Source organism: Aeromonas sp. ASNIH1 (assembly GCF_002934285.1).
Classification (GTDB): domain Bacteria; phylum Pseudomonadota; class Gammaproteobacteria; order Enterobacterales; family Aeromonadaceae; genus Aeromonas; species Aeromonas caviae.
The window spans coordinates 2,111,408-2,135,718 of the sequence record NZ_CP026228.1; the positions used below are offsets into that span (position 1 = coordinate 2,111,408).

The 24,311-nt window shown below is 61.3% G+C and carries 23 protein-coding genes and 5 tRNA genes; 11 read left to right on the forward strand and 17 right to left on the reverse strand.

From position 1 onward, the window contains the following. The first annotated feature begins 26 nt into the window (after window positions 1–26). From C2U37_RS10255 to C2U37_RS10280, 6 genes are all read left to right on the forward strand, one after another. Window positions 27–341 (forward strand): HlyU family transcriptional regulator, encoded by a 315-nt coding sequence (locus tag C2U37_RS10255; protein WP_104453215.1) that lies wholly within the window; start codon window positions 27–29, stop codon window positions 339–341. Beyond that, the gene (locus tag C2U37_RS10260) at window positions 338–2,410 is read left to right on the forward strand and encodes a tRNA(Met) cytidine acetyltransferase TmcA (RefSeq protein WP_104452222.1); all 2,073 of its coding nucleotides are present in this window, start codon (window positions 338–340) and stop codon (window positions 2,408–2,410) included. Before C2U37_RS10255 ends, C2U37_RS10260 begins: the two co-directional genes overlap by 4 nt. Before the next feature lie 368 nt (window positions 2,411–2,778). Next, entirely contained in the window at window positions 2,779–3,909 is a 1,131-nt protein-coding gene (gene coxB, locus C2U37_RS10265; RefSeq protein ID WP_233768467.1) for a cytochrome c oxidase subunit II, read from the forward strand. A 9-nt stretch (window positions 3,910–3,918) separates the two neighbouring features. After that, window positions 3,919–5,517 carry a cytochrome c oxidase subunit I gene (gene ctaD / locus C2U37_RS10270; RefSeq protein ID WP_104452223.1) on the forward strand — a complete coding sequence of 533 codons (1,599 nt, stop codon included), beginning with the start codon at window positions 3,919–3,921 and terminating at the stop codon, window positions 5,515–5,517. 9 nt (window positions 5,518–5,526) lie between these two features. After that, window positions 5,527–6,081: a cytochrome c oxidase assembly protein gene (locus C2U37_RS10275; protein ID WP_103859226.1), complete on the forward strand. Its 555-nt coding sequence runs from the start codon at window positions 5,527–5,529 to the stop codon at window positions 6,079–6,081. Between the two features lie 2 nt (window positions 6,082–6,083). Further along, entirely contained in the window at window positions 6,084–6,965 is an 882-nt protein-coding gene (locus C2U37_RS10280; protein WP_103859227.1) for a cytochrome c oxidase subunit 3, read from the forward strand. An 8-nt stretch (window positions 6,966–6,973) separates the two neighbouring features. Here C2U37_RS10280 and C2U37_RS10285 read toward each other — a convergent pair whose 3' ends face one another. Beyond that, window positions 6,974–7,180, reverse strand: coding sequence for a DUF2909 family protein (locus C2U37_RS10285; RefSeq protein ID WP_043152873.1), 207 nt, complete (start codon window positions 7,178–7,180; stop codon window positions 6,974–6,976). An 81-nt stretch (window positions 7,181–7,261) separates the two neighbouring features. On the opposite strand from C2U37_RS10285, the gene C2U37_RS10290 reads away from it, so the two are divergent. From C2U37_RS10290 to cyoE, 4 genes are read left to right on the forward strand one after another with little or no spacing between them, the layout of a single operon-like run. Continuing rightward, window positions 7,262–7,924, forward strand: a complete 663-nt coding sequence (locus C2U37_RS10290) for an SURF1 family protein (protein WP_104452224.1) — start codon at window positions 7,262–7,264, stop codon at window positions 7,922–7,924. Further along, a complete protein-coding gene (locus C2U37_RS10295; RefSeq protein ID WP_104452225.1) occupies window positions 7,921–8,403 on the forward strand; it encodes a hypothetical protein in 483 nt (160 codons plus the stop codon). The genes C2U37_RS10290 and C2U37_RS10295 overlap by 4 nt, the downstream gene beginning before the upstream one ends. Before the next feature lie 59 nt (window positions 8,404–8,462). After that, on the forward strand, window positions 8,463–9,473 hold the full coding sequence (locus C2U37_RS10300; protein ID WP_104452226.1) for a COX15/CtaA family protein: 1,011 nt from the start codon (window positions 8,463–8,465) through the stop codon (window positions 9,471–9,473). Continuing rightward, entirely contained in the window at window positions 9,470–10,375 is a 906-nt protein-coding gene (gene cyoE, locus C2U37_RS10305; protein ID WP_104452227.1) for a heme o synthase, read from the forward strand. The genes C2U37_RS10300 and cyoE overlap by 4 nt, the downstream gene beginning before the upstream one ends. 126 nt (window positions 10,376–10,501) lie before the next feature. On the opposite strand, the gene C2U37_RS10310 is transcribed toward cyoE, so the two are convergent. The 7 genes from C2U37_RS10310 to nhaC all read right to left on the reverse strand — a co-directional run bounded on the left by C2U37_RS10310 (window position 10,502) and on the right by nhaC (window position 18,811). After that, complete coding sequence (locus tag C2U37_RS10310) at window positions 10,502–11,932, reverse strand: gamma-aminobutyraldehyde dehydrogenase (protein ID WP_041211738.1); 1,431 nt, start codon at window positions 11,930–11,932, stop codon at window positions 10,502–10,504. Between the two features lie 29 nt (window positions 11,933–11,961). Continuing rightward, window positions 11,962–12,777 carry an ABC transporter permease gene (locus tag C2U37_RS10315; protein ID WP_103255178.1) on the reverse strand — a complete coding sequence of 272 codons (816 nt, stop codon included), beginning with the start codon at window positions 12,775–12,777 and terminating at the stop codon, window positions 11,962–11,964. 110 nt (window positions 12,778–12,887) lie between these two features. After that, entirely contained in the window at window positions 12,888–13,856 is a 969-nt protein-coding gene (locus C2U37_RS10320) for an ABC transporter permease (RefSeq protein ID WP_104452228.1), read from the reverse strand. Continuing rightward, window positions 13,853–14,866: an ABC transporter ATP-binding protein gene (locus C2U37_RS10325; protein ID WP_103255180.1), complete on the reverse strand. Its 1,014-nt coding sequence runs from the start codon at window positions 14,864–14,866 to the stop codon at window positions 13,853–13,855. The genes C2U37_RS10320 and C2U37_RS10325 overlap by 4 nt, the downstream gene beginning before the upstream one ends. A gap of 165 nt (window positions 14,867–15,031) precedes the next feature. Beyond that, window positions 15,032–16,177, reverse strand: coding sequence for an ABC transporter substrate-binding protein (locus C2U37_RS10330; RefSeq protein WP_104452229.1), 1,146 nt, complete (start codon window positions 16,175–16,177; stop codon window positions 15,032–15,034). Window positions 16,178–16,372: 195 nt separating this feature from the next. Further along, window positions 16,373–17,296 carry a LysR family transcriptional regulator gene (locus C2U37_RS10335; RefSeq protein ID WP_104452230.1) on the reverse strand — a complete coding sequence of 308 codons (924 nt, stop codon included), beginning with the start codon at window positions 17,294–17,296 and terminating at the stop codon, window positions 16,373–16,375. 105 nt (window positions 17,297–17,401) lie between these two features. Next, window positions 17,402–18,811 carry a Na+/H+ antiporter NhaC gene (gene nhaC, locus C2U37_RS10340; protein WP_104452231.1) on the reverse strand — a complete coding sequence of 470 codons (1,410 nt, stop codon included), beginning with the start codon at window positions 18,809–18,811 and terminating at the stop codon, window positions 17,402–17,404. A gap of 299 nt (window positions 18,812–19,110) precedes the next feature. On the opposite strand from nhaC, the gene C2U37_RS10345 reads away from it, so the two are divergent. Beyond that, complete coding sequence (locus C2U37_RS10345; RefSeq protein WP_010675758.1) at window positions 19,111–19,320, forward strand: hypothetical protein; 210 nt, start codon at window positions 19,111–19,113, stop codon at window positions 19,318–19,320. Here C2U37_RS10345 and C2U37_RS10350 read toward each other — a convergent pair. The 9 genes from C2U37_RS10350 to rsmC all read right to left on the reverse strand — a co-directional run bounded on the left by C2U37_RS10350 (window position 19,317) and on the right by rsmC (window position 24,297). Then, window positions 19,317–19,589: a late competence development ComFB family protein gene (locus C2U37_RS10350; RefSeq protein WP_029314828.1), complete on the reverse strand. Its 273-nt coding sequence runs from the start codon at window positions 19,587–19,589 to the stop codon at window positions 19,317–19,319. The two genes, C2U37_RS10345 and C2U37_RS10350, sit on opposite strands and share 4 nt — an antisense overlap. A gap of 100 nt (window positions 19,590–19,689) precedes the next feature. After that, window positions 19,690–19,775, reverse strand: a tRNA-Leu gene (locus C2U37_RS10355). A 71-nt stretch (window positions 19,776–19,846) separates the two neighbouring features. Beyond that, window positions 19,847–19,932, reverse strand: a tRNA-Leu gene (locus C2U37_RS10360). A gap of 45 nt (window positions 19,933–19,977) precedes the next feature. After that, a tRNA-Leu gene (locus C2U37_RS10365) sits at window positions 19,978–20,063 on the reverse strand. 45 nt (window positions 20,064–20,108) lie between these two features. After that, window positions 20,109–20,194 (reverse strand) — tRNA-Leu (locus tag C2U37_RS10370). 55 nt (window positions 20,195–20,249) lie between these two features. Continuing rightward, a tRNA-Leu gene (locus C2U37_RS10375) sits at window positions 20,250–20,335 on the reverse strand. Between the two features lie 116 nt (window positions 20,336–20,451). Next, window positions 20,452–21,912: a glycogen synthase GlgA gene (gene glgA, locus C2U37_RS10380; protein ID WP_104452232.1), complete on the reverse strand. Its 1,461-nt coding sequence runs from the start codon at window positions 21,910–21,912 to the stop codon at window positions 20,452–20,454. Continuing rightward, window positions 21,902–23,119, reverse strand: a complete 1,218-nt coding sequence (gene glgC, locus C2U37_RS10385; protein ID WP_010675755.1) for a glucose-1-phosphate adenylyltransferase — start codon at window positions 23,117–23,119, stop codon at window positions 21,902–21,904. The genes glgA and glgC overlap by 11 nt, the downstream gene beginning before the upstream one ends. 149 nt (window positions 23,120–23,268) lie before the next feature. Further along, complete coding sequence (gene rsmC / locus C2U37_RS10390) at window positions 23,269–24,297, reverse strand: 16S rRNA (guanine(1207)-N(2))-methyltransferase RsmC (RefSeq protein ID WP_104452233.1); 1,029 nt, start codon at window positions 24,295–24,297, stop codon at window positions 23,269–23,271. Window positions 24,298–24,311 lie beyond the last annotated feature (14 nt).

Sequence of the window (24,311 nt, forward strand, 5' to 3'; positions counted from 1 at the left end):
ATGCCTTCATCAGAGAGGATGCGAACATGTTCAAAAATCTATTCAATGCCCTGTTCAAGGGAGAGATCGCCCAGAGCCCCGAGGTTGAGCCCATCGAATACATGGGCTATCTCATCTATCCCGAGCCCATGGCGGAAGGGGGGCAATACAGGCTGGCCGGTCGCATCACCAGGGAGATCGACGGGCAATTACAGACCCATCGCTTCATCCGCTCCGATCTCTTTGCCAACCCGGCGGATGCCGAGCGCTTCATGGTGCAAAAGGCCCATACCTTCATCGACCAGATGGGGGAGCGCATGTTTGAACCCCGCGTGAAGCCAGACGTCAGCCCCGCTCCATGATGTCAGCCGAGCTGCTCGCCTTGCGCCACGCTATCGCTCATGCCGGCGAGCGGCGTCTGATCTGGCTGGAAGGGGAGGAGGATGACTGCATCGTTCGTGCCGAATCCTTGCTGTGGGGGGCGGTGTTCTGGCTGGGGCAGGGTCCTGAGCGTCATGCTCCGCAGCCTGCCGCCAAGGCGCTTCAACGGCTCGGTCAGGAGTGCGACACCCTGGTATTCAATGCCTTCAGCGGTTTTCACCCCGATGCATTCGGTGCCTTGGCGGGGACATTGAGGGCTGGGGGGCTCTTGCTTCTGCTGACCCCGCCGCGGGAGGCATGGCCGACCTACCCAGACCCTGATCGTCAGAGGCTGGTCGCCCAGCCAGAGGAGGTCGATCGTGCCGGGCAGGGGTTCATCTCCCGTCTGGTACGATTGCTGGAAGAAGATCCGGCGCGAGATCTGACGCCTGCCTCTTGTGATATTACCTGGCAGCCTCTCGACGGGGACCGGCCGCTGAGCGCGGATCAGGCCCGTGCGCTGCCCGCCATCCAGAACGTGTTGCACGGCCATCGCCGTCGCCCCCTGGTGCTGAGCGCCGATCGCGGTCGTGGCAAGAGCGCCGTGCTGGGGCTGGCGAGCGCCGACTTGCTGAGTCGGGATCCGGCCTTGACGATAACGGTGACTGCCCCTTCCCACGCTACAGTAGCGACACTTTTTGCCCATGCAGAGCGCGCGCTGGCAGAGATGCCTGAGCGGCTGGCCGGTCTGAGCTATGTGTCCCCTGATCGGGTGGCTCAAGGAGACGTGCTGGCGGATCTGCTGCTGGTAGATGAAGCCGCCGCCATCCCGACCCCACTGCTGGAGGCCATGCTGGCCCGCCACAGTCGTATTGTCTTCGCTACAACGGAGCACGGCTATGAGGGGACGGGGCGCGGCTTTCATCTGCGCTTCAAGCGGATACTCGATGAGCAAACCCCGGATTGGCAGGAGCTGCACCTGGTGGAGCCCATTCGCTGGAGCCTGAGCGATCCGCTGGAGCCTCTGATTTTCCGGCTCCTTGGTCTGAATGCCGACATATCGGCACCTCATCCCCCGACATCACCGACCTGGCGCCTGGTCGGACAAGATGAGCTGGCCCGTGATGACGCGCTGCTCAATCGGGTGTTCGGCCTGCTCGTGCTGGCTCACTACCAGACCAGCCCCAGTGATCTGCGGTATTTGCTGGAGGGGCCGGATCTCGACATTCATCTGATGGAGCAGGGACAGGAGTTGCTCGGGGTGGCGCTGGTCGCGCGGGAGGGCAATATCCCCCCTGATCTGGCGCACGCGATCTGGGCCGGACGAAGGCGCCCTCGTGGACATCTGCTGCCCCAGTCGCTGCTGGCCCACGCCGGTTTCGTGACGGCGGGGGAGCGCTCTTATGCCAGGGTGATGCGCATCGCCATCCATCCTGCCCTTCATCGTCTCGGGCTGGGGTCCTGGTTGCTGGACAAGCTGGTTTCACATTATCGGGCATTAGGGGTCGATTATCTGGGATCTGCCTTCTCCGCCAGTCCAGATCTGCTGCCATTCTGGCTCAAGGCGGGATTGAAGGTGCTGCGTCTTGGTCTGCAGCGCGATGCGGCCAGCGGCAGTCATGCAGCTTTGCTGCTGATGCCGTTGCAATCGGAATATCACGCCGAGCTGGCGCAATGGCGACAGCGTTTCATGAGCCAGTTGCCGGCCCTGCTGGCTGGTGAACTCAAGAGGCTGGATACCGAACTGGTCTGGCTATCCCTCAGAGGCGGACCTGTCACTCATGTGCCGGATCTGGATGAATTCGAGCATCGGGAACTCGATTGCTTTGCCCACCATCACAAGCCATTCGAATTGTGCCAGGCGACACTGCAACGCTGGCTGCTCCGGCAAGTGATGATGCTGGATGCGTTGAGTCAGGATGAACGACGGTTGCTGATCGCCACCATCTGGCAATATGCGTCCTGGTCCGAGCTGGCTGCCCGACAGGGTGTCGCGGGCAAACCCGCCCTGATAAAAGCACTGCGCTCCCTGCTGGCCAGACTGCTGGCTCAGCAAGCACCAGCGGGCTGACCCCCGCCTCTGGCACGGCAGAAAACCACGGAGCCCGGGAGGACCCCATGGCCCCTCCCGGGTTCTGCACATCGATTCGACTCACCATGGCTGAAGCTCTCCCCGTTCAAGACGTGGCCACCCCGGGACCCGTTTCTCCCTCTTCCCTGCTCGCGTTTTGCCCATTGCCACTGCTCTGATGAGCCTGGTCAGGGCTGTCTGCATTTTGGTTTTTTCTGAATATGGGCTAATACTTGAATGTGAAATGAATTTTAATAAATGCATTATTTTCAGATGGTTAGCGTTGGGCGTATTGAATGCAGGCCATCTTCTCCAACGTGCACAGGGAGTGCAATGTGAGAAACGATGCAGCTCAGGCAGGTGCCGGAATGATGATGTGGTTCATCAGCAGCAGCGCCTTTGCCAATGAGATCCGGTTCAACATGACGCGCGGGGCGACCGCCATCAGCCAGCAGGTCTATGACCTGCACATGACGATTTTCTATATCTGTTGTGTCATCGGTCTGCTCGTCTTCGGCATCATGTTCTGGTCCATCGTGCACCATCGAAAATCGCGCGGTGCCAAAGCCGCCCAGTTTCACGAAAGCACCCGCATCGAGTTGCTGTGGACGGCCATCCCCGTGTTGATACTGATCGCGATGGCGGCACCGGCAACCTCGACCCTGTTGAAGATGGAGGATACCTCCAAGGCCGATCTCACCGTCCTCGTCACTGGCTCGCAATGGAAATGGCATTACAAATACCTCGAGTATCCGGTGGAGTTTTATTCCCTGCTGGCGACCAGCAAACAACAGATCTCCGGTGATGCCCCCAAGGGCGGCAATTATCTGCTGGAGGTGGATAACCCTCTGGTGTTGCCGGTCGGCAAGAAGATCCGTTTCCTGATGACCTCGGACGATGTCATCCACTCCTGGTGGGTTCCCGCCTTCGCCGTGAAAAAAGATGCCAATCCTGGCTACATCAACGAATCCTGGACGCGGATCGACAAGCCGGGCACCTATCGTGGGCAGTGCGCCGAGCTGTGCGGCAAGGATCACGGTTTCATGCCCGTGGTTGTGGTGGCCAAATCCGCAGAGGAGTTCGAGACGTGGATTGCCAGGAAGGGAGACGAGCAGGCAACCGCCAAGGCACAGCAACAGGCGCAGGCAGCGGAGACCATGACGTTGCCACAAGCCATGGCGCTGGGGGAGAAAGTCTATCTGGGCCACTGTGCGGCCTGTCATCAGCCCGCGGGTACCGGATTGCCCGGCATCTTCCCGGCGCTCAATGGCAGCAAGGTGACCACACAGGCGGAGCATCGTGCCCAGCATCTGGATACGGTGTTGCATGGCCGGAGTGGTACGGCGATGCAACCTTTTGGCAAACAGTTGACGGCACAGGAACTCGCCGCCGTCATCACCTATGAACGCAATGCCTGGGATAACAAGACCGGTGACCTTGTGCAGCCAGCCGAGGTGCAGTCCCTTCTCAACGCGGCCAATCCGGACAAGGACAAGTGAGGCGTCGGCATGAGTGATGGAATCACGGATACCCCGCACAGCGAACATGTCCACCAGCCAGCGGCCGGTCTGAGGCGCTGGCTCTACACCACCAATCACAAGGACATCGGTACCCTCTATCTGTGCTTTGCCCTCACCATGTTCTTTACCGGTGGCGCCATGGCCATGGTGATCCGGGCAGAACTGTTCCAGCCCGGACTGCAACTGGTGGAACCCCTGTTTTTCAACCAGATGACCACAGTACACGGCCTCATCATGGTCTTTGGTGCCGTCATGCCCGCCTTCACCGGCCTCGCCAACTGGCTGATCCCCATCATGATTGGGGCCCCTGACATGGCACTGCCCCGCATGAACAACTGGAGCTTCTGGATCCTGCCGTTTGCTTTCCTCATCCTCCTGTCGAGCCTGTTTATGGAGGGAGGCGGCCCCAGTTCTGGCTGGACCTTCTATGCCCCCCTGTCTACCCAGTACAGCGGCAACAGCACGGCCCTGTTTGTCTTTGCCATTCACATCATGGGGATCTCCTCCATCATGGGGGCCATCAACGTCATCGTGACCATCTTCAACCTGCGGGCGCCGGGCATGGGCTGGATGGAGATGCCGCTGTTTGTCTGGACCTGGCTGATCACGGCGTTTCTGCTCATCGCTGTCATGCCGGTGCTGGCGGCTGCGGTGACCATGGTGCTGACGGACAAGTATTTCGGGACCAGTTTCTTCGATGCGGCTGGTGGGGGGGATCCTGTCCTGTTTCAGCACATTTTCTGGTTCTTCGGGCACCCGGAAGTCTACATCATGATATTGCCGGCTTTCGGCATCGTCTCCTGCATCATTCCGACCTTCTCCCGCAAGACGCTGTTCGGTTATCGCTCCATGGTCTATGCCACCAGCAGCATCGCCTTGCTCTCCTTCATGGTCTGGGCTCACCACATGTTCACCACCGGATTGCCCGTGGTGGCGGAGCTGTTCTTCATGTACACCACCATGCTGATCGCGGTGCCGACAGGGGTAAAGGTATTCAACTGGCTTGCCACCATGTGGCGTGGTTCTCTGACATTCGAGACCCCCATGCTGTTTGCCATCGCCTTCATCACTCTGTTCACCATTGGCGGTTTCTCCGGGCTGATGCTGGCCATGACACCGGCTGATTTTCAGTATCACGACACCTATTTCGTAGTGGCCCATTTCCACTATGTGCTGGTGACCGGTGCCGTCTTCTCGATCCTGGCTGCGGCCTACTACTGGTTGCCGAAATGGACGGGGCACATGTATGACGAGCGGCTCGGCCAATGGCATTTCTGGTGTTCGCTCGTCTCGGTCAATGTGCTGTTTTTCCCCATGCATTTTGTCGGGCTGGCGGGCATGCCTCGCCGCATTCCCGATTACGCCCTGCAATTTGCCGACTTCAACATGCTGATCAGCCTGGGGGGTTTTGCCTTCGGCCTGTCCCAACTGCTGTTTGTCTGGGGCGTGGTCAAATGCATCAGAGGCGGAGCCAAGGCGAGCGATCGGGTATGGGAGGGGGCCGAGGGGCTGGAATGGACGCTCTCTTCTCCCCCTCCCTATCACAGTTTCCAGACTCCGCCGGATATCCGGTCGGAAGAGCGTTAGGGAGGTCATATGACCCAGGTCAGTCATGCGCCCTTGCTCAGAAAACTGGCTCTGGTCGTGCTCGTCATGTTTGGTTTTGCCTTTGCGCTGGTGCCGCTTTATGACGTCTTCTGCCGGATCACCGGCCTCAATGGCAAGACGTCTGATCAAGCGGCCAGTACGGAGCGGGCGGTGATCGACAGCAAGCGGAGCATCCAGATCGAGTTTCTTGCTCATGCGGATACCCGGATGCCGTGGGAGTTCAGTGGTGAAACGGCTCGGCTGTCGGTGCGGCCGGGGGAGGTGAAAATGGTCAACTTTCGGGTGTTCAATCCCACGGAGCGGGCCATGGTGGGTCAGGCGGTCCCGTCGGTCTCTCCCGGTCCCGCCGCAGCCTATCTGAAGAAAGTGGAGTGTTTCTGCTTCAATCGCCAGGAGCTGAGGGCAGGGCAGAGCAAGCTGATGCCGCTCAAGTTCTATATCGATCCGGCACTACCGGACAGCATCAATACCATCACGCTTTCCTACTCGCTCTATGACATCACGGCGTCCGTACCTGCACCGGCACTCGCACAGAGGAAATGACCATGTCCAAGGTGAACCAGACCTATTATGTCCCGGACCAGAGTCGCTGGCCCATCATTGGTGCCATTGCACTGTTTTTCCTGGCGTTGGGGGCGGGACATCTGGTCAATGAAGTGGCGAGTGGGCAGACCGGTTTCGGCCGGTATCTGATGATGGCCGGTGTCGCCCTGCTGGCATTCATGTTGTTTGGCTGGTTCCGTCACATCATCCGGGAGTCCATGACCGGGCTCTACAGCGCCCAGATGGACAGATCCTTCAGGCAGGGCATGGTCTGGTTCATCTTCTCCGAAGTGATGTTCTTTCTGGCTTTTTTCGGAGTGCTGTTCTATGCACGCCAGCTTGCGGTGCCCTGGCTGGATGGTGCGGGCCACAGGGTGATGACGGGCCAACTGCTGTGGCCGGATTTCACCGCTCACTGGCCCCTGCTCAAGACGCCCGGCGGGGCCACGACCCAGGCCATGCCCTGGCAGGGGATCCCCCTCATCAATACCTTGATCCTGCTCGGCTCCTCCGTGACCCTGCTGTTTGCACACATGAGTCTGGAAAACGGCAGACGCATGCGGCTCAAGGGAATGTTGCTGGCCACCGTGGTGCTCGGGCTGACATTCCTGTGGTTTCAAGGCTATGAGTATCTGCATGCCTATCGGGATCTCGGGTTGCGGCTGGATTCCGGCATCTATGGCAATACCTTCTTCATTCTGACCGGGTTCCATGGACTGCACGTGCTGCTGGGCACCCTTTTCCTGACCATCATCTGGCTGCGAATCATGTTGAGGGATCATTTCACCCCACAGCGTCATTTCGCTTTCCAGGCTGCGGCCTGGTACTGGCACTTCGTCGATGTGGTCTGGCTCTGTCTGTTCGTCTTTGTCTACCTGCTTTGATGCCGTGCTCAGTAGGGGCGAGGGTTGGGCTCCAGCCAGCCCATCGCGAGAGAGAGCAGCAGTATGATGACCACCAGCAGGGAGAAGAAGACGCGCCGGCCCAGAGGTACCGACATCTTTTGCGTATTGCCTGCACTGAGCATCAGCCAGAGGGCGTGAAACAGCTGGCCGATGATGAGCAGCAGCATGAGTATCAGAACGACCTTGATCAACATCTTGGGATCCTCCTCGATATGCGCGATTCGGCTGCACGAGACAAGCGACGACCATGGCATCACAGACGCTGGTTCGTCTTGTTGTTCACTCTGGTGGTGACGGCCGGTTTGTGCAAGCTGGCGTTCTGGCAGTGGCAGCGCGCAATGGAAAAAACGGCCTGGCTGGCGCAGATGGCAAAGATGCAGCAGGCCGGGCCAAGGACATTGGCCCAGATCGACTGGCAACACCCGGAGTCACTGGATGGCCAGCCTCTGCAAGGGAAAGCCGAGTGGGTCAGCCCTTATGTCTGGTTGCTGGACAACCAGATCGTCAACGGGGAGGTTGGCTATGACGTGCTCATCCCGGTACGCGCAGAAGGAGGATCCTCACTGTTGCTGGTCAACCTGGGATGGGTGCCCGCGCCATCCGACAGGTCGCAATTACCCAATCCCGCCATCCCCGCCGCAATGACCCTTGAAGGTGTGCTGCGCATGGCTCCCGGCGGCTTCCTGCTGGGACAGAACATAGAACCAGGCCCCTACCCGAACCGGCTGCAATCCATCAGGGTCGAGACCCTGCGACAGGCAATCGGAGCCCCGCTTGCAGACGCAGTGTTGTATCAAAGACGAACCCCACTCCTCTATCACTACCAGCACAATGTCATGCCTCCTGAAAAACACCGGGCCTATGGGGTGCAATGGCTCGGCTTGGCGCTGGTGGTTCTGTCAGGGGGGGTCATACTGACAAGGAGGTGCTCCCCATGAGCGGATGGCGACGCTGGCGGGTGCCAGCGCTCTTTGCTGCGGTGATCCTGCTGCCTGTGGTGCTGGCGGCTCTGACTCTTCACCAGGGCTGGTATGAACCCGGCACGCGCAGCAAGGGGCACTGGCTGCACCAGGAGATCTACCTGTTGCAACCGCTTCCTGCCCATCAGCACCAATGGCGACTGGTCTATCTGGTGGCCCCTCGCTGCGAGGGGCAATGCCGGCAGGTCCCTGTGCTGATGGCGCGCATCCAGGCTGCACTTGGCCGCAACCTGGACAAGCTGGAACTGGTCCAGTTGACGCCACCTCACGAGACAAACAGTGAAATGAGAGAGGGGGATATACTGCTGGTGGACGACCGCGGGCTGGCCATCTTGCGTTACGAGGTGCCCGGCAGCACGACGACCTGGCCGTTGCTTGGCAAGGCGGTACTGTCGGATCTGCAGCAACTGCTCAAGTATCAGCGTGGGGTGCAGTGACGATGCAGCCGGCATGGGACTCGCATCTTCTGGTTACTGCACGGTCAGCGAGGCGGCATATGAAGATGCACAAGAGGCTGGCCTCCGCGGCCATTGTGCTGGCAGTTCTTGTCATCGCGCTCGGTGCTTATACCCGGTTGACGGATGCCGGGCTGGCTTGCCCCGATTGGCCAGGTTGCTATGGTTCCCTTGCCATTCCCCGCGCCGAGCATGCGGAACTGGCGGCACAGCGCTATCCGGCCAGCCCGCTTGTTCCTCACAAGGCGCGCAGCGAGATGGTGCATCGCTACTTCGCCGGGGTGCTGGGAGGCGTGATTGTGCTCCTGTCCGGCTTGGGCTGGCGTACAGGCGGCCGACTGCGCCACCTCTCGCTTATCTTGCTGGTGCTGGTTGCGGGTCAGGCGGCGCTGGGTATGTGGACGGTGACCCTGGCCCTGCATCCCCTGGTGGTGACCACTCATCTGCTGGGTGGCTTCGCCATCCTGACCTTGCTTTGGCTCTATCGGGCCGAATTGGCAGGCTTCCCTTCACCCCCGCCCGTACACCAGGGTGTGTCCTGGCTTGGCAGCATGGCCTGTGGCGTGCTGCTGCTGCAGATCGCGCTGGGGGGCTGGACGTCGGCGAACTATGCGGCCATGGCGTGTGTGGAGTTTCCCTTGTGCCAGGGCAACTGGCAGGCAGAGCTGAATTGGGCGCAAGCCTTTCACCTCCCCCTGGGGCACGCCAGCTATGAGTTCGGCGTGCTGGGCAAGGAGGCGCGCCAGACCATTCACATCGCCCATCGCCTGGGAGCGCTGACCACGGCCTTGCTGGTGGGGGCTTTCGCCCTCGCGCTGCTCTGCCAGCGGACCCCCCTGAGAGGGTTTGGCTGGTTGTTGCTGGGTCTGCTGACCGTGCAGATTGCCTTGGGATTGGCGAACGTCCATCTGGCCCTGCCGTTGGCCAACGCCCTTGCGCACAATCTGGTGGCAGCCCACCTTCTGGTTTGCTGTGTGCTGGCGCGCGGGAGGCTCTCTGTGCCTCATCACGACCCCTTGCGACCCCCTGGGATGGTCAGGAGCCGGACATGAATGGGAGAGGGCGGGTACAGCGCTTCGCCCTCCGCCGGGTGCACGATTATTGTCAGTTGACCAAACCAAAGGTGGTCGCCCTGCTGCTCCTGACCGCCTGGGTGGGCATGCTGCTGGCCGAGCCGACACGCGCCTCTCTGGACGAGATGATACTGGGCCTGGCGGGGATTGGACTGCTCGCTGCCGGGGCGGCGGCCATGAACCATTCTCTGGAGTACGGCATTGATGCCCGGATGCCAAGAACGCGCTGGCGCCCGGTCGCCATGGGACGGATCACGCCGGGGCAGGCGATGAATTTTGCGATCTGTCTGGCACTGTCGGGGTTTGTTCTGCTCCATTGGGGCGTGAATCCCCTGACTGCCTGGCTAACCCTGGCCAGCTTGTTCGGCTATGCGGTCGTCTATACCCTGCTGCTGAAGCGGGCCACGCCGCAGAATATCGTCATCGGCGGATTGGCGGGAGCCATGCCACCGCTCTTGGGCTGGACCAGCATCACGGGGCAGCTTTCGGCCGAGCCCTGGCTGCTGGTGATGATCATCTTTACTTGGACGCCGCCCCATTTCTGGTCTTTGGCCATCCACCGGCGCGATGACTATGCCGGTGCCGACATTCCCATGCTGCCCGTCACCCACGGCACCGATTTCACCAAGACAGCCATCCTGCTCTATCTGCTGATCCTGACGCTCGTCTGCCTGCTGCCCTATCTGATCGGCATGTCGGGGCTTGTCTACCTGGTCGGCAGCCTTGGGTTGAACCTCGGATTCTGCTGGCATGGTTGGCTGTTGAAGTACGGGGATCGGCCCGGCCAGGCGATGCGCACCTTCCGTTTCTCCATCTATCACCTGATGCTGCTGTTTGGTCTGCTGATTCTGGATCACCACTGGTTGTGGCGGTTGTCATGACGTTGATGCGGGTCGCGGTCGGGTGAACGGTGACGCTGCGTTGGTGCACTGCAGGGATGCACAGACCTGATGCAAAACAAGATGGCCCCAAGGGGCCATCTTGTTTTCAGGGGGACGGAGTGGAGCCTAGAGCTTGACCATGATGTGGCGCGGTACCGTGTAGTCCTCCAGCGCATAGAGGGAGAGATCCTTGCCGTAGCCGGACATCTTCATGCCGCCGTGGGGCATCTCGGAGGTGAGCATGAAGTGGGTGTTGATCCAGGTGCAGCCGTACTGCAGGTGGCTGGCCACCTTGCTGGCAAGGCCGAGATCCCGGGTCCAGACCGAGCTGGCGAGGCCGTAGTCCGAGTCGTTGGCCCACTGCACCACCTGTTCGGCGTCGCTGAAGCGGGTCACCGACACCACCGGGCCGAATACCTCCCGGCGCACAATTTCATCCTCCTGACGGGCATGGGCGATCAGGGTCGGTTCGAAGAAGAAGCCGTTGCCGGGGCGGATCTTGCCTCCCGCCGTCACCTCCACATGACCGCTGCTCTGGGCCCGCTCCACGAAGCTGGCCACCCGGTTGCGCTGCCGGTCCGAGATGAGCGGCCCCATCTCCACCCCCTCCTCGCGCGGACCGCCCACCTTGATGGAGGCGACCGCCTCGGTCATGGCGGCGACGAACTTGTCGTAGATCTTGCCCTGGGCATAGATGCGGCAAGCGGCGGTGCAATCCTGGCCGGCGTTGTAGAAGCCGAAGGTGCGAATGCCCGCCACCACTGCCTCCAGATCCGCATCGTCGAAGATGATGACCGGCGCCTTGCCCCCCAGCTCCAGGTGGGTGCGCTTCATGGTGCGGGCGGCGCTCTGCAGGATCTTCTGGCCGGTGGCGATGTCACCGGTCAGGGACACCATGCGCACCAGCGGGTGCTCCACCAGCGGTGCCCCCACGCTCTCGCCCCGGCCGCAGACGATGTTGATGACGCCGCGGGGGAACAGCTCGCTGGCGAGCTCCGCCAGGCGCAGGGCGGTGAGCGGGGTCTGCTCGGAGGGCTTGAGCACCACCGTATTGCCGGCGGCGAGCACGGGGGCCATCTTCCAGGCCGCCATCATCAACGGATAGTTCCAGGGGGCGATACTGCCCACCACCCCGATGGGATCGCGGCGGATCATGCTGGTGTGCCCCTCGATGTACTCCCCCGCCAGCGGCCCCTGCAGGCAGCGGGCGGCGCCGGCGAAGAAGCGGAAGCAGTCCACCACCGCCGGCAGCTCGTCGTTGAGCACCGCCAGATAGGGTTTGCCGCAGTTGAGGGATTCGAGGGCCGCGAACTCCTCGGCGTGGCGCTCGATGGCATCGGCCAGGCGCAGCAGCAGGGTACTGCGGCTCGCCGGGGTGGTGCGGCTCCACTGGGCGAAGGCGCGCTGGGCACCGTTCACCGCCCGGTTCACCTGCTCGAACGAGGCTTCTGGCACCGAGGCGAGCAGCTCGCCGGTGGCCGGGTTGAGGATGGGCTCGGCCTGGCCGTCACCGGTGACGAACTGACCGTCGATCAAGAGTTGGGTAGAGAGTTTCATGGTTGCATCCTTGCGCACGCGTTGAGTCGTTATTTGCCACTGCCGGCGACGTCCTGGCCGTCGCGGGTGAGGTAGTAGGCAAGCAGAATGGGAATGGTGGTGAAGGCCACTATGATGAGCGCCACCACGTTGGTGACCGGCCTGTCCCGTGGCCGGATCAGCTCCTGATACATCCAGATCGGCAGCGTGGTCTGCTGGCCGGCGGTGAAGGTGGTGACGATCACCTCGTCAAAGCTGAGCGCGAACGCCAGCATGCCTCCCGCCAGCAGTGCCGTGGCGAGGTTGGGCAGGATCACGTAGCGCAGGGTCTGGAAGCCGTCGGCCCCGAGATCCATGGACGCCTCGATGAGGCTCTGGTTGGTGCGGCGAAAGCGCGCCAGGGCATTGTTGTAGACCACCACCACACAGAAGGTGGCGTGACCGATGACGATGGTCCAGAAGCTGAAAGGGATCTCCATCACCCCGTAGGCGGAGCGCAGCGCGATGCCGGTGACGATGCCGGGCAGGGCGATGGGCAGCACCAGCAACAGCGACACCACCTCCTGGCCGAAGAAGCGGCTGCGGGCGATGGCCCCCGCCGCCAGGGTGCCGAGCACCATGGCGGCCAGCGTCGCCAGCCCAGCTACCTCCAGCGACAGCTGGATGGCGCGCCACACGTCGGGGCGGTTGAGGGTCACCTCGAACCACTTGAGGGTGAGCCCGGGGGGCGGGAACTGGTAGCTCTTGCTCTCGCTGGTGAAGGCGTAGAGGAAGATGAACAGGATCGGAAAGTGCAGGAACAGGAGGCCGCCGATGGCCGCGTACTTGAGCAGGCCGGAGGCCTGGCTGCCATGGTCCCGTTTCATGGAGGTATTAGAGCGCATCGAAAGCCCCCAGACGTTTCGCTGTCGTCAGGTGAATAGCCATGATCAGGATGGGCACCTGCGAACGTGTGTGGATGAGTGACATATGGGTATCAAAGCGCATCGAAAGCCCCCAAGCGTTTCGCGATGGTGAGGTAGATGGCGATGATGAGGATCGGCACCAGCGAGAAGGCGGCAGCGAAGGGCAGGTTGCCCGCCGTGCCCTGCTGCATGTAGACCACCTGACCTATGTACATGGTGGAGTTGCCTATGATGCCGGGGATGATGTAGTCCCCCAGCGTCAGGGAGAAGGTGAAGATGGAGCCCGCCACCACGCCGGGCAGGGCCAGCGGCAGGATCAGGGTACGAAAGGTCTGGGCCGGGGTGGCGCCGAGATCGCCGCTCGCTTCCAGCAGGGAGCGCGGGATCCGCTCCACCGCCGCCTGGATGGGCAGGATCATGAAAGGCAGCCAGACGTAGACGAACACGATGAAGGTGCCGATGCGCGAGAACGACAGCGACGGCCCCCCGATCACCGGCAGCGAGAGGATGGCGTCCAGCAGCCAGTCCAGTCCCAGAGTATCTGCCAGCCAGCTGATGACCCCCTCCTTGGCCAGGATCAGCTTCCAGGCGTAGACCCGCACCAGATAGCTGGACCAGAGCGGCAGCATGATGCCGACGTAGAACAGGGCCCGGGTCTTGCCGCTGGTGTAGCGCGCCATGTAGTAGGCGATCGGAAAACCGAGCAGGGCGCAGGCCAGGGTTAACAGCAGCGACATGCCGACGGTGCGCAGGATCACGTCCAGGTTCTCCGCCCGCAGCAGGGCGACGAAGTTCTGTAGGCCCAGTTCGTGGCGGATCTGGCCGCTGAATTCGTCCAGCTCGAAGAAGGCGTTGGAGAGCAGCATCAGCAGGGAGCCGACATAGATGATGCCGAGCCACAGCAGGGGCGGCCCGAGCAGGATGGCCAACAGCAGACCCGGCCGCCCGTAGAGCAGGGTGGAGAGGCGCCGCAGCGGCCGATAGGAGAGGGGGGCAGTGGGTTGGCTCATGGCAAGGCTCGCACTGTGGGGGGCGCTCATGGTTGAGCTCCCTGAGGGGCGGTGTGCAGGCGATGGATCGCCTGCTCCGGCCAGCTGAGGCTGACCCGGGCGCCACGGGGCAGGCGGGCCTGGCCCTCGTTGGGGTGGTTGACGATAAGCTCGAGCTGCTCGCCGAGATCGACCCGGTAGCGTACGAAGGGACCGAGGTACTCCACTTCGCGCACCTCCCCTGACCAGCCCGGTGTGCCGGCCTCGGCGAGCCGGATCCGCTCAGGGCGGACCATCATCTGGTGAGCATCGCCGCACAGCCGGCGGGCCTGCTCCCCATCGAACAGGTTGACGGTGCCGACAAAGCGGGCGACGAAGGGGGTGGCGGGGGCGTCATAGATGGTATCCGGCGCGGCAATCTGCTCGATCTTGCCCTGATTGAAGATGCAGATGCGGTCGCTCATGGAGAGCGCCTCCTGCTGATCGTGGGTGACGAAGATGAAGGTGATGCCGAGTTGGCGCTGCAAGGCTTTCAGTTCGAGCTGCATCTGCTCGCGCAGCTTGAGGTCGAGGGCCCCGAGCGGTTCGTCCAGCAGCAGGATGCGCGGCTGGTTGATCAGTGCCCGGGCGATGGCGATGCGTTGGCGCTGGCCGCCGGAGAGCTGGCCCGGCTTGCGGTTGCCGACGCCGGGCAGGCGCACCAGCTCCAGCATCTCGTCCACCTTGCGGTAACGCTCCGCCTTGGCGACGCCCTTGAGCATCAGGCCATAGCCGATGTTGTCGCGCACATCCATGTTGGGAAACAGGGCGTAGTCCTGAAACACGGTATTGAGGTTGCGATCGTAGGGGGGCACGGTGGAGCAGGGCTCGCCGAACAGGCGGATCTCCCCCTCGCTCGGGTACTCGAAGCCCGCGATCATCCGCAGGCAGGTGGTCTTGCCGGAACCGCTCGGCCCCAGCAGGGTGAAAAATTCTCCGGACGGGATCTGGAAGGAGATGTCGTCGACCGCCTTCACCTCGCCATAGTGGCGGCTGACCCGGTCAAATTGTACGGCGTTCATGGGACGTCCTTGTCTGTGTGGGAAGCGGGCCGGACTCCTGTCCGGCCCCATCTGGTTATCCGGTCTTAGCGGCCACCCAGGATGGCGATATAGTCCGAAACCCAGCGGTAGCACAGAGGACACGCAGGTCCCCTGCCGCTGGGATATGGCCTTGTTCTACCAGCATCAGCGGCCACCCAGAATAGCGATATAGTCCGAGACCCAGCGGTAATACGGCACGCAGGTTCCCTGGCTCTTGCACTGGGAGACAGGGGTACGCCAGAAGTGAACCCGATCGAAGTTGTCGATGCCGTTGGTCTTGCACCCCTCTTTCCCGAGCAGGGCATTGCCCTCGCAGGCGGCCGGCACCACGGGCACGGACCCGAACCAGGAGGCGAGATCCCCCTGCAGCTTGTTGTTGAGGGAGTGCTCCAGCCACTGATAGGCACAGGTGAGGTTCTTCGCTTCGCTGTGCACCATGCTGGTGTCGGCCCAGCCGGTGACCCCTTCCTTGGGCACCGTCGTGGCGATGGGCTGCTTGTCGGCGATCAGGGTATTGGCCTGGAACGGCCAGGAGCCGGAGGCCACCACCCCCTCGTTCTTGAAGTCGTCGATCTGGACGAAGGCATCGTGCCAGTAGCGTCCCACCAGCTTGCGCTGCTGGCGCAGCAGATCGAGGGCGGCCTTGTACTGATCCTCGTTCAGCTCATAGGGATCCATGATGCCGAGCGCCGGCTGGTGGCTCATCAGATAAAGGGCGGCATCGGCGATGTGAATGGGGCCGTCGAACGCCTGCACCCGCCCCTTGTTGGACTTGCCGTCCGGCAGGGTCTGCTCCTCGAACACCACGCTCCAGGAGTCGGGCGCCTTGGGGAACACCTTGGTGTTGTACATCAAGATGTTGCCGCCCCACTGGTAGGGCACGCCGTAGTGCTTGCCGTCTACCGTGTGCCAGGGGGCATTCTGCAGGCGGGGGTCTATCTTGCCGTAGCTCGGGATGAGCGCCAGGTTGAGTGCCTGCACCTTGCCACCGGCAATCAGACGCAGGCTGGCGTCGCCGGAGGCGGTCACCAGATCGAAGCCCCCCTCGTTCATCAGCGCCACCATCTCGTCCGAGGTGGCGGCCGTCTTGACGTTGACCTTGCAGCCGGTCTCTTTTTCGAAGCCGGTGACCCAGTCGTAGTTCTTGTCGGTCTCGCCGCGCTCCACGTAGCCGGCCCAGGCCACGATGTTGAGCTGGCCTTCCCCCTTGCCGAGGGTGGTGGGGGCAGCCTGGACCTGGCTTGCCAGCAGCGCCGGGATCAGGGCCAGGGTCAGAGGGGTCAATTTCATCTTGCTCTCCTTGCATGATTGGCAACCGTGGCGGCGCCACAGTAGGCATTAACATCCTGTTAACCAGCCATGAGCGTAGGAGAAGCCGGGAGCAATGAGAATTTCAATTTTTAACGGCTTGGGTATCTGTAAAATCGATATCGAGTGCGGATGAATCTGATTTTTTGCCGGAGTCACGGCTGTTCAGGCTCAGTCCTAGCGGGGGAGGTGCTGGCGGGCCCGCAGCCGGCTCTGATCCCGCGCTATGTCGATGAACTCGCGGGCGGTCCACTCGAGGCGCGAGCCGCGCCGCCATACCAGGCCGATGTCGATGGCGGGGATGGGCTCCTTGATGGGGCGAGCCTCCACCCGCTCCTGCTCCAGGGACCAGGGGCGGTAGGCAAAATCCGGCAGCAGGGCGACCCCGAGCTGGCTCGCCACCAGGCTGCGCACTGCCTCCACCGAGGCGGTGCGCAGCACGGTGCGGGGGGAGATACCGTAGCGGCGCAGGCCGGCCCCGATGATCTGATCCAGCTGATCGGCGGTGAGCGAGATCATGGGCTCGTCCCCCAGGGCCTTGAGGGAGAGGGTGGATTCCGCGCAGAGGGGGTGGTTGGCGGCGAGCCAGAGCCTCAGTGGGGAGCGGGTCAGCAGCTCGGTATCGAACGCCTCCTGGCGTATGGTGCGGTTGGTCATCAGGATGCCCACGTCCACCTCGCCGTTGACGATCTGATGCTCGAGAAACGGCTGCTCATCCTCCTTCACCTCGATGCGCACCGCCGGAAAGGCGCGGCGAAAGCGGCCGATCGCCTCCGACAGGTAGTAGCCGGCCACCAGGGTCGTTACCCCTATGGTGAGCTGCCCCTGATCCTGCTGGGCCACCGCCTTGAGGGACTGGCCGGCCTCGGTCATGGCGCCGAGGATGCGCCTGGCATGGAGCAGGAACTGGTGGCCCTGAACCGTCAGGGTGACGCCGCGGGGGTTGCGCTCGAACAGGGCGGCGCCGAGCTCGGTCTCCAGCTCGCGGATGGCGCTGGTGACCGCCGACTGGGAGATGTGCAGTTCGGCGGCGGCGCGGCTCACGGAGAAGCTGTCGGCCACGGCCACGAAGTAACGGATCTGGCGAAAGGTGAAATTCATCTGGGCATCCTGCCACGAGCGACGAGGTTGGCTGCCAGCTTAACCTCTAACCTCCCCCAAGCAAAAGGCGCCGTGATGGCGCCTTTATCATTATTTTTCCGACTGTTAGCGGGAGCTGGCCGCCTCGATCACCGGGATCCGGTTCACCGCTTTGCCCAGATAGGCGAGGGTGATGGTCACTATGATGCAGGTGAAGCTGAGCCACATGTAGGGCAGGTAGTCGAGGGTGGCCACCCCCAGCACCCCGGCCATGAAGATGCCGTTGTCGCTCCAGGGCACCATGCCGCAGGTGAGGGTGCCGCCAAACTCGGCGTTGCGGGAGAGGTTCTTGCGTGCCAGTCCCAGCCGGTCGTAGTTCTTGGCCATGATCTTGGGGGTCAGGATCAGCGACACATACATGGCGGAGCCGAACACGTTGGCCAGGAAGGCGGTGCCTATGGTGTGGCTGGTCAGACTGCCGACGCTGTTGATACGCTTCTCGAAGGCGCTGGCGATGACGGAGAGGATGCCGACCTTCTCCAGCAGGCCGCCAAAGCCCAGGCCGAAGATGATGACGGCCACCGAGCCCAGCATGGACTCCATGCCGCCGCGGCCCAGGATGTTGTCGATGAAGTCGACCCCGGAGACGATGGGGAAGGGGCTGTAGGCCGAGTGCATCGCCTTGACCGGATCCATGCCCTGGAAGGCGATGGCCCAGACAAGGCCAAGCAGGGCGCCGAAGCTGATCACCGGGAAGGCGGGCTTGCGGTTCGCCAGCAGGCCCAGCACCAGGACCACCGGCACTATTGCCATGGGGGTGATGTTGAACTGCTTGTCGAGGGCCTCCATCACCAGGTTGACCTGCTCCAGACTGACGTTGCCGGAGTACTGCATGCCGACCACGGTGAACAGGGCCGCCGTGATGACGTAGGAGAACAGGCTGATGGGCAGCATCCCCTTGATGTGCTCCACCACGTCTACGTTGGACATGGTCGATGCCAGCACCACTGAGTCGGAGAGCGGAGAGAGCTTGTCACCGAAGTAGACGCCGGAGAGCACGGCACCCGCCACCAGGGGGGCAGGCACACCCAGGCTGTGGCCTATGCCCATCATGGCGATACCGGCGGTGGCGGCAGAGCCCCAGGAGGTGCCGGTGGCCAGGGAGGTGAGGGAGCAGATGATCAGGGTCGCCAGCAGGAAGATGGAGGGGTGTATCACCTTGAGGCCGAAGTAGATGATGCTGGGGACGATACCGCCAGCAATCCAGGTGCCGACCAGGGCACCGACGGAGACCAGTATCAATATGGCTCCCATCCCCTTGGCGACGCCGTCGACGGCCGCCTGCTCCAGGGACTTGTAATCGTGGCCGAGCTTGATGCCGAGTCCCATGATGACGAACCAGGCGATGAACAGTGCCAGCTGGATTGGCAGATCCAGCACGCTGGTGAAGGAGAAGGCCAGGGCCAGGAAAATGGCCAGGCAGGCAAATACTTGCGACATGCCCGGCAATCGGATGTGGTGTTGTTGGTTTTGCATAGACGCTCCCTAAACTCTTGCTCGCCAAGGTCAGCCCCTCTCGTCCTGCGGATGCGTCGATCCCGAGAGGCTTACCAAAAGAGGGCGCAATCTACCATAAAGTGGAGGTGTAAAATCCCTGCTCATTCGGCAAAACAGCTTTAAAATTTTAAAATCCCACAAAATAGTTGATCTAATCGGCATTTTTCACTGTTCAATCGACACCGTTTGATAGCCGGAGATCCATAGGCAAGTTCGATTGCAGATGGCGACACCAAAAATGATAATGGTTATCATTAATCTTTCTCGGACTAATGCCAATGAACTGGATAGCACGCGCTCTGCTCTTGGCCGCCCTTCTGGCGGTGCTGGTCTGGGGTCAGGAGAAGGAATACGGGTTCTGGAGCCTGGGGTTCTTGCTGGCTGCCTGGGTCATGCTGGAACCCAGGCTGAGACCGGTGTTGATCCTGCTGCCGGTTGCGGGAATGACAGGGGTCGTCACTCTGCTCTGGCAGCAGGGCTGGCATTAAGCCTGGCGAGTGGGGACGGCCTGGATCTTGTCGTAGGCCTGGCGCAGGGAGGCGATGACCTTCTTCTCCATCTCGCTACGTTCGGCGTCTGTCGTGAAGTAGATCATGTCGACATCGTGGCGGATGTAGTGGGAAGGAAGCTGGTTGAGTGTCAGGCAGCAGAGGTCTGCCAGCTGATAGGGGGTCAATGTTCGAGCCAACCCCTGTTTTTCTATCTCCTTGAGCACCAGATGCTCATAGAAGTTGTGAATATCGGTATCCAGGATCATGAGAAAACCCCCGTGGTGGCGCAGCATCTTCAACAGCATAGCCATGGGGCATGAAAACACAAAAGGCCCGTTACTCTCGTAACGGGCCTTTGCAGAATGATGGTGCGAAGAGAGGGACTCGAACCCTCACATCCGTGGGACACTAACACCTGAAGCTAGCGCGTCTACCAATTCCGCCACCTTCGCACACTGATTTTCTCCAGCTGGTTTTTAAATGCGGTTGGAGCGCATTTTCTGTGTTTTACATGCCAGAAGCATGGTGCGAAGAGAGGGACTCGAACCCTCACACCCGGGGGGCACTAACACCTGAAGCTAGCGCGTCTACCAATTCCGCCACCTTCGCACATCGGGTTATCAGTCTGGATTTACATGCTGTCTGACAAAAGCATGGTGCGAAGAGAGGGACTCGAACCCTCACACCCGGGGGGCACTAACACCTGAAGCTAGCGCGTCTACCAATTCCGCCACCTTCGCACATCGGGTTATCAGTCTGGATTTACATGCTGTCTGACAAAAGCATGGTGCGAAGAGAGGGACTCGAACCCTCACACCCGGGGGGCACTAACACCTGAAGCTAGCGCGTCTACCAATTCCGCCACCTTCGCACATCGGGTTATCAGTCTGAATTTACATGCCGTCTGATAAGAGCATGTTGCAGTATGGTGCGAAGAGAGGGACTCGAACCCTCACATCCGTGGGACACTAACACCTGAAGCTAGCGCGTCTACCAATTCCGCCACCTTCGCATCACTGCGGTGGGGGATTCTATAGAGTTTTGGGGGGGCGTCAACAGCCAAAGGGGACTTTTTTCGCTGTTGACGGATAAAGGCGTGCCAAGGGCACAAAACTTCAGCAATCGGCGTCAGACGGTGGCCAGCGCATCCTGATACATCTGTTCGTACAGGATGACGGAGTCTGCCCAGTCGAAGCGGGTGTTCATGGCGTGGTGTTGCACACGGGCAAAACGTGCCGGCTCCTGCAGATAATGGAGCAGGCTGCGGCGCATGGCATCGAGCAAGGTGCTGGCAGTGGGATCGTTGAAGCAGAAGCCGGTCGCGTGCGCCGGGTCGGCATCCCAGTCCACGACGGTATCTTTCAATCCGCCGACGGCCCGCACCAGGGGCAGGGTGCCATAGGCCAGACTGTACATCTGGTTGAGCCCGCATGGCTCGAACAGAGAAGGCATCAGGAAGAAGTCGGCACCGGCCTCCACCAGGTGGGCCAGACGGTCGTCATAGGCATTGATGAAGGCAAACTTGTCGGGATGCTGCTGGGCAATGCTTTGCAACTGGGCGGCGAGAGAGGGATCACCGGAGCCCACAATTACCACCTGGACCTGATGCTGCAAGAACTTGTCTAGCGCCGGGATGAGCAGGTGTACTCCTTTCTGCTCGGTCAGTCGACACACCATGCCATAGATGGGGAGGTTGCCGACGGGGAGCCCCGTCTCCTGCTGCAGGATGCGCTTGCAGGTGTGTTTGCCATCCAGGTTGTCGGCATCATAGGTGGCGGGCAACAGAGGATCGAAGGCGGGATCCCAGTCCTGATAGTCACAGCCGTTGAGGATGCCACGCAGGTCAGCTGCCCGCTGCTGGAATACGCTGGCCATGCCGTGAGCGCCCAGGTGTGTCAGCAGCTCGCTGGCGTAGTTGGGGCTGACCGCATTGATCTTGTCTGCGTAGAGCACACCGCACTTGAGCAGATTGATGTGACCATAGTCGTAGTTGATGCGCTGCTCGTAGTCGTGGATTTCCGGCACGGCCCAGAACTGCTGGCGATCGAACACGCCCTGAAAGGCCGCGTTGTGAATGCTGATGACCGACCGGGTGCGCTGGAAGAAGGGGTTGTGGGCATGACGGGTTTTCAGCAGCAGCGGCAGCAGACCGGTGTGCCAGTCGTTGCAGTGGGCGATGTCGGGAGCGAAACCCAGCTGTTCGCACGCATGCAGGGCCGCCGCGGCCAGAAAGGCAAAGCGTTCACCGTTGTCGGGATAGGCCTGGTTGTTCTCGGCATAGAGCTGGGGGCGGTCGAAATAGTGCGGGCAATCGAGCAGATAGACGCAGATCCCGTCCAGTTCCAGCTGATGGATGCGATAGCTGATATCACTGCGATCCTGGGGGGTGGGGAGCCAGCGCGAGGCGAGGAGGGTGGCCTCGTCCCGGCGCTTGATGGTCTTGTAGAAGGGCATAATGATGCGCACATCGTGTCCCTGACGGGCGAGATGCTGCGGCAGGGCCTTGGCCACATCTGCCAGGCCCCCGGTCTTCACCAGCCCCTCAACCTCCGAGGCTACAAACAGGATTTTCAGTGGGTTAATAGCCAACTCTTGCTCCCTTAGGTACCACGACGATACCGCCTTCGGATACGGTAAACCGCTCTCTGTCATGGTCCAGATTCTCACCGATCACGGTGCCGGGTGCAATTTCAACGTTTTTGTCGATGATGGCGCGGCGAATGGAGCAACCTTCGCCGATTTTCACATCCCCCAGCAGCACGGATTCACTGATGTGGCTGCAGGGGCCTATGTTGCAGCGAAATCCCAGTATGGATCGCTGGATCTGGCTGCCCTGAATGAAGCAGCCACCGGAGATCAGGGAGTTGGCGATCTTGACTTTGCAGTCGTCGGTATCGATGAAGGTGGCGGGGGGCAGGGGCGGGTAATGGGTGTGCAGCGGCCACTTGCGATTGTAGAGAGAGAAGGGGGCATCGTCGGCCACCAGGTCCATGTGCGCCTGCCAGTAAGAGTCGAGCGTCCCCACATCGCGCCAGTAGACGTTGGGCTTCTCGCCCGGGATCACGTTGGTGCTGTAGTCGTAGACATAGACGGGGGCACGGGGGAACAGGCTGGGAATGATGTCCTTGCCGAAATCGTGACTGGAGTTCTCCTCGGCGGCATCCCGCTTGAGCTCCCGATAGAGGGCCTCTGTCTCGAAGATGTAGTTGCCCATGGAGACCAGGGCCTGGGTGGGGTCGCCGGGGATGTGTTTCGGGTGACGGGGCTTTTCTTCAAAGCCAATCATGCGCCCTTCCTGATCCACCTCGATCACCCCGAAGGCGCTTGCTTCCTCGATGGGCATGCGCAGTGCCGCGACGGTCAGGGCGGCCGCTTTCTGCTTGTGGAAGCTCACCATCTGGCTCACGTCCATCTTGTAGATGTGATCGGAGCCGAAGATGCAGACGTGTTCGGGGTCGGAGATCTCGATGAAGCGCAGGTTCTGGTAAATGGCGTCTGCGGTGCCGTCATACCAGCGTTTGCCCATTCGCATCTGGGCCGGAATGGGGTCGATGAAGCGATCCGTGATGCCGACGATGTTCCAGCCCTTCTTCATGTGCAGATAAAGGGACTGGGACTTGAACTGGGTGAGTACATAGATGCGCAGGAAGTCGGCGTTGACGAAGTTGTTGAGCACGAAGTCGATCAACCGGTAACTGCCGCCAAAGGGTACGGAGGGTTTGCTGCGGGTGGTGGTCAGCGGTTGCAGTCGGGTACCTTCACCGCCTGCCAGTATCATGGTGAGTATGCCTGCCATCGTCGTTCTCTCCCTGAGATTATGATGTTGAAAAGGTTTTCATTTTGCTGCGAAAAAACACCCCTAAAGGGGTGGTAAACGTTTTCTTGGTACCTTAACAGATCCCGTCTGGCACTCTCTACTTGTTTTATTACAACCGTTGCACTTCTTTAAGCTTTGCTCAGATACACCTTGAATTTGGTATCGCCCGCGATCACCTCGGTCTGTTTGAAGTGCGCATCCAGTATAGGCTGGTATCGCAGGAAGGCATTGGCGACTATGGTCAGGGCGCCATTTGCGGTCAGGTACTCAGGAGCCTTTGCCAGGAAGGTTTCGGTGGCGGCGTAGAAGGTCTTGAGCCCGGCATGGAAGGGGGGATTCGAGACAATCTGTTGGAATGTTTCGGCAATGTCGGAATAGACATCGGAGGCATGAACACGCCCGCTCAGACCGTTGACCGCCAGGGTTCGGCGGCTGGACTCCAGTGCCAGGGCATTGATATCCACCATGGTGACGGCCAGGGCCGGGTTGCGCTTGGCCAGCACGGAACCGATGACGCCGGCGCCGCAGCCAAAGTCGAGCAGCTTGCCCGTCACGGGGGGGAGGCTCGCCAGCAGCATCTGGGTGCCGAGATCCAGGCCGTCTGCACTGAAGACCCCGGGCAGGGCCATGACGGTCAGGGTGGTGTCGCCCGCCTGGCACTCATAGCGACTGAACCAGGCGTCCAGCTCGAAGGGGACGACCGGTTTGTCGAGCGTGCCGTGGTAGAGAGAACAGCGGCGCGCAGAGTCACGCTTGATCGGTTTCTCGCCATAAGGTGCCAGCAGCTTGTCTGCTCCGTTGATGCCGCCCCGGTTCTCGCCGGCGAGGAACAGGTCGGCCCCGCTTTCGAGCAGCGGCGTCATCATGGCCAGCAGGTATTGCGCCTCGGCCTTGGCCTTGGGCATCAGCAGCAGCAGGGCATCGAATCGGGGGGCGCCACCCAGCTGGTGATCGAACAGGATGGCGTCTCCCAGAGCGGCCTGCTGGCTGCGGTAATAGCAGTAATCCGTGGTGAAGACGGTCAGGCTTTGTGCCAGCTCGGCCAGTTGACGAGGATAATCATCCTCCAGGGCACCGCACACCAACAGCCGCTTGCCGACAAAGAGGGCTTGGTTACGTTCCAGCATCTGACTGACGGCACTGACAGGACGGCTCATTGGGTCTCTCCACG